1 protein-coding gene is annotated in these 1,885 nt (G+C 71.7%); it reads right to left on the reverse strand.

Annotated features, from left to right (window positions below; translation table 11 throughout):
• Positions 1-224: 224 nt before the first annotated feature.
• The gene (locus QH270_RS22295) at positions 225-1,391 is read right to left on the reverse strand and encodes an MFS transporter (RefSeq protein ID WP_280345741.1); all 1,167 of its coding nucleotides are present in this window, start codon (positions 1,389-1,391) and stop codon (positions 225-227) included.
• Positions 1,392-1,885 lie beyond the last annotated feature (494 nt).

Here is a 1,885-nt window from a genome sequence, read left to right on the forward strand (position 1 = left end):
CGCCCTGAGGACATCGTTGTCCAGGAAGGGGTGAATGACGATGACGTCACGCACCGCGAAGCCCGCTGCCCCGCCCGCAAAAACCGTCCCCCCCGCGCGGGGACCCCGGGCAAAACCACCCCCCCCGGGGCCCCACACACCCCCCCGGGGCCGATCTCTTGTCCCCGGTGAACCCGCAGCGGTGCAACGTGTTTCGCCTTCCGGTCGAAACACGCTGTGTGCCGTCAGTTCGGTTTGTCGCGGGGGACCAGGGGCACCGCGGCCACGGCGGCCACGGCGGCGAACGCGAACGCGGTGGGGTAGTTCGTCGCGGTGATCAGGGCGCCGAAAACCGGGGGAATGGCGGCGATGACGAGATTCTGGCCGGTGTTCTGGATGCCGAGCCCACGGCCCGACCAGAACGGTCCGGCGATCTCGGCGACCGCGGTGAAGGCCAGCCCGTTGTCGGACACCGAGACCACCGAGGCGATGACCATCAGCGGCACCGCCACCCACCACCAGCCGGTCCACGCGGTCACGGCCAGCGCCGCCATCGACACGACCGCGGCGATCGCGACCTGCCGCAGCGGCGTCAGCCTGCTGCCGACCCGATCCGACCAGGCACCGGCCCCGATTCGTCCTGCGGCGCCGAGGAATTGGGTCACCGTCATCAGCGCGCCCGCGGCGGCCAGCGACCAGCCCAGGTCACGGTGCAGCCAGATCAGCGCGAAGGTCCACAGGGTCGCCTGCGGGAAGACCAGCAGGATCGACACGCCATGGACGCGCCACAGGGTGGAGTCGCCGCGGTAGGGGTTGGCGCGATCGGCGGCCTTGGTGGGCGGCCGGGGCGGATCGATGATCCCGACCAGGCAGCCGACCGCCGCGATCCCCGCCAGCAGCGCGGGAACCAGCAGCGCGGCCGGGACACCATGGTGCGCGGCGACCCACGGAATGCTCAGCGCGCCCAGGCCGACGCCCAACGGCTGCGCCGTCTGCCGGATGCCCATCGCCAGGCCGCGGCGCTCCGGTGGGAACCAGCCGACGATCACCCGGCCGCTGGCGCCGTTGGAGCTGGCCGCGCCGACACCGCCGAGCAGCAGCAGCGCGCCGAACGCGACCGGATCGTCGACCAGCGCGGCGCCGACGCCGGCGGCGAACATCAGCGCCGTACCCGCCACCAGCACCACGCGTTCGCCGATCCGGTCGACGACATAGCCCCACGCGATCAGCGTGCACACCAGGCCGACGGTCGGCAGCGCCACCAGCGCGCCCGCGGCGGCCAGCGAATCACCGCGCGCGGTGAGCGCGGGCAGCAGGAAGGGGGTGCCATGGATGAACATCGAACTCGAGGTCTGCGCGAACACGCCGAGCGCGAGCATGAGCCAGCGTCTGCCGTCGCCGATCTGGGGCATGTCGACCGTCGGCCGCACCTCTGTCACGATTCTCACCTCGCCCGAATTGCACGATTGCGTCTCAATATTTGAGATCGATGTCTCAAGGCTTGAGCATCGATGCTCACGCTACACCGGTGACCGCCGAATGGCGCCCTTCGTTTCGGTGTCTGACAGATCACAGCCCGCCGGCGCCGTGCCGAAGGCGAATCCCACACGCGGGCAGCGGCTTCGAATCACATCGGTGTGAGTCTTCGCACGGCGATACCGGCCCGCTATCGCCGTGCGCGGGCCGCGTCCCGGGCGCGGTCGGGCAGGGGAGCCCGCCGCGATAGACACCGGGGCAGGCGCGTAGGTCGCGTTGCCAGTCCGGAGGGAGTCGCGGGGGGGGGTTTAGAGGGGGGGGGGGGCGATGGCACCGCCAACGAGATAGCCGAACACCCCAACGGCGATAAGACGGTGACCGGGCGGGGCGGGGCGCGGGCGGGGGGGCGCCGCCGGGCGCCGAGCCGGGC

Origin of the sequence: Nocardia neocaledoniensis (genome assembly GCF_029868625.1) — a bacterium.
GTDB classification, from domain to species: domain Bacteria; phylum Actinomycetota; class Actinomycetes; order Mycobacteriales; family Mycobacteriaceae; genus Nocardia; species Nocardia neocaledoniensis_A.